3 protein-coding genes are annotated in these 3,679 nt (G+C 44.5%); 1 reads left to right on the top strand and 2 read right to left on the bottom strand.

What is annotated here, in order from left to right:
* Window positions 1-2,671: DNA polymerase I (polA, locus tag B4F08_RS08985; protein WP_291374187.1), on the top strand; the 2,671-nt coding region annotated here is incomplete at its 5' end.
* 142 nt (window positions 2,672-2,813) lie between these two features.
* Here polA and B4F08_RS08980 read toward each other — a convergent pair.
* Window positions 2,814-3,383, bottom strand: coding sequence for a YggT family protein (locus tag B4F08_RS08980; protein ID WP_004979206.1), 570 nt, complete (start codon window positions 3,381-3,383; stop codon window positions 2,814-2,816).
* Between the two features lie 25 nt (window positions 3,384-3,408).
* Window positions 3,409-3,679 (bottom strand): pyrroline-5-carboxylate reductase family protein (locus tag B4F08_RS08975; RefSeq protein WP_291374186.1); only part of this gene is annotated, 271 nt, incomplete at its 5' end.

Raw genomic sequence — 3,679 nt, 5'->3', positions numbered from 1 at the left:
TGCAATTCGTGGGGCAATTTCTGCGATCCAGAAACTGATGCGTCGTACTCAACCAACGCATATGGCGGTCATTTTCGATACCCCTGAACCGACTTTCCGTCATGTGCTGTCGCCCATTTATAAAGGTGACCGCCCAAGTATGCCTGATGAATTATCGGAACAAATTCCATACTTGCATGCCTTAATTCGTGCCTTGGGTATCCCTTTATACATGCTCCCAGGTGCAGAGGCAGATGACATCATCGGGACTTTAGCCAAACGTGCAGAAGCCGCGGGACAGCAAGTGCTGATTTCCACAGGCGATAAAGACATGGCTCAACTGGTGACCGATAAAGTCACCTTAGAAGACAGCTTTAAAGACAAGCCGATGGATGTGAATGGCGTGTTTGAAAAGTTTGGGGTGTGGCCAAACCAAATTATTGACTATCTGACCCTAATGGGCGATGCCTCTGACGGCATTATGGGCGTTCCAGGTGTCGGTGCCAAAACTGCAGCAAAACTCTTAACAGAATATGGCTCGATTGGTGGCATCTTAGAAAATGTCGATAAAATTAAAGGCAAAGTCGGTCAAAACATCAAAGAACATGCCGATGGAATTGCCCTAGATCACCAACTGGCAAGTATTGTCTGCGACTTAGAAACTGGACTGACCTTTGACGATCTTAAACTGCAAGATCCGAATACCGAAGCCTTGCGTTCACTATATACCGAACTGGAATTCCGCCAACAGTTGCAATCATTGGATCATCCAAACAATCCTAATAGTGCAACCTACAAACAAGCAACGCAAGAAATTGTTAAATCAGCACAATCTGAAACCGTTATCAATACGGAAGATCAAGCCGTCCAAAGCAGCGTCGATGACCAACTGGGTCAAGCGAACTACCATACTGTGCTCAGTGCAGAACAGTGGGCATCCTTATTCAAACGTTTAAGTACAGAAAAACGTTTTGCCTTTGATACTGAAACCACCAGTTTAGACTATCGCGTAGCGCAAATTGTCGGTTTTTCAGTCGCATTTGATGCGCAAGATGCCTATTACGTTCCACTTGCACATGATTATGAAAATGCACCTGTGCAACTAGAGCGTGAACAGATCTTGGCACAAATCAAACCGATTTTAGAAGATGAGTCGGTTCAGAAAATTGGCCATCATTTGAAATATGATGCACATGTCTTAGAAAATCATGGCATCGAGCTAAAAGGCTGGTACTTCGATACCATGTTGGCATCTTATGTACTCAATGCTGTAGCAACGCGTCACGGGATGGATGATGTGTCACGTCTCTACCTCAGCCACTTAACCACCACGTTTGAACAAGTAGCAGGTAAAGGCGCAAAACAGAAAACCTTTAACCAAATTGAGATCGAAACCGCTGCACACTATGCCGCTGAAGATGCCCATGTGACTTATCGCCTGTTTGAAGTGCTCAATGCCAAACTACAAAAGCACCCTGAACTGGTCAATATTTTGCACAATGTCGAAATGCCAGTGGCCCGTGCCCTGACCATCATGGAAGAAAACGGCATTGAGCTCGACTTAGACTTCCTCGACCAACTCGGTGTTGAGTTTGCCAATACCATGGCCAATCTCGAAAGCCAAATTACCGAACTGGCGGGACAAAGTTTCAATGTCAGCTCGCCGAAGCAAGTCGGTGAGATTTTGTTTGATAAACTCGGACTCAAGGGTGGCAAAAAAACCGCAACGGGCCAGTACAGTACCTCTGAAAGCGTTTTAGAAAAAATTGACCACCCGATTACCGGGCTGATTTTGGACTATCGCGGTTTATCGAAACTCAAAAGCACCTATACCGATGGCTTATTAAAACAAGCCAATAATGATACCCATCGTGTGCATACCAGTTACCACCAAGCACTGACCGCAACAGGCCGTTTATCTTCGACCGATCCAAACCTACAGAACATTCCTGTGCGTGAGGAAATTGGACGTCAAATTCGTAAAGCCTTTATTGCACCGCAAGGTCGCGTGTTATTGGCAGCCGATTATTCACAAATCGAACTGCGTTTAATGGCGCATTTCTCACAAGATGAAGCCTTGGTTGATGCCTTTAATCATGGGCAAGATGTACACCGTCGTACTGCGGCTGAAGTCTTAGGTATCGCCCTCGAAGATGTCACGTCAGACCAACGTCGTCAGGCCAAAGCAGTCAACTTCGGTCTACTCTACGGCATGTCTGAATTTGGCTTAACCCGTCAACTCGGTTTTAGCCGCGAAGAATCGCGTGGCTATATTGCGAAATACTTCCAACGTTATCCGGGCGTGCTCGACTATATGGAACGCACGCGCCAAATTGCACGCGAACAAGGTTTTGTCGAAACCATTTTGGGTCGTCGCTTGTACACGCCAGATATCATGGCAAGCAATAAAATGATCAAACAAGCGGCCGAACGTGCTGCAATTAATGCACCACTACAAGGTTCTGCTGCGGATATTATTAAAATGGCGATGGTTGCAGTTGATCAAATGCTACCGAAAGATCAGGCCAAAATGCTACTACAAGTACACGATGAATTGGTTTTTGAAGTCGATGAAGCTATTGCAGATGAATTGGCACCACAGCTTGCTAAAGTGATGCAATCGGTCTTGAATATTTCAGTCCCTCTTGTAGTTGAAGTTGGCAAAGGTCGAAACTGGGATGAAGCCCACTAAAGCATTTGCGCCTTCCTCCTCCAAGGAGGAAGGCTGGGATGGAAGTTATTTGTCTCCTAAAAGTAAGATCAACGTCTTCATCTAAAAATTTCAATCACAAAAAAAGGACTCACAATCGAGTCCTTTTTTATTCGCTACAATCTTATAAACCAGTGAGCAGAACAATTGCCACTTCATTCATAATCATTTCAGCAATATACAGCGCCAAGAACGCTACAATTGGAGAAAGGTCAATCATGCCCATATTCGGCAATAAACGGCGAAACGGCGCCAGCAATGGTTCAGCAAGCTCCTGAATTACCTCAATATAAGGTGATCGTGACTGCGTAAACATCACCACCCAACTTAAAATAATCGTTGCAAAAATCAAGTAACGACAGAAACGAATCAAGTCCTGAATCATGGTCACAAAAGTTAAAATAACCAAATGCACAGGACTATTTGGCATCGCTCCAGAGAGATACATGACACCAAAAATTTTCAGTAAGTACAATAAAACCAAAAGCACTAAAGCCGCTAAGTTAACGCGACCTTTCGCTACATTTGGAAAAATACGACCAAACATATCCACAATTTTTGTGGCTTTTACGGTCGACATCACCACTGGGTTATAAAAGTTAACCGCTGCCAATTGCATGAGAAAGCGGAAGAACACCAGTAAAATTGCAACGTTAATAATGATGCCAAAAATTAGCGCAGAGTTTGCACCCATACTTGAACTTTCCTAAATAAAACGATTATTTGCTACTTTCACTTAGCTCTTGAGCAAGTTCCTGACTGCGTTTTTGAGCAGCAGCCAATGCAGCTTGGATATTTTGTGAAATTTGTGCACGATCAAACACTTCAAGTGCCGCTTGGGTTGTACCATTCGGTGAAGTGACATTTTTACGCAATTCAGCTGGTGTATTTGAGCTGGTAATTGCCATTTGCGCCGCACCCAATGCAGTTTGCAACGTCAATGCCGTTGCCACTTTTTCATCTAGGCCGAGGTTTTTACCTGCACGGATC

Origin of the sequence: Acinetobacter sp. UBA6720, from assembly GCF_002454215.1 — a bacterium.
In the GTDB taxonomy this organism is placed as follows: domain Bacteria; phylum Pseudomonadota; class Gammaproteobacteria; order Pseudomonadales; family Moraxellaceae; genus Acinetobacter.
Note: the sequence above shows the minus strand (reverse complement) of the source record. Positions and strands in the feature narration are given on the sequence as shown.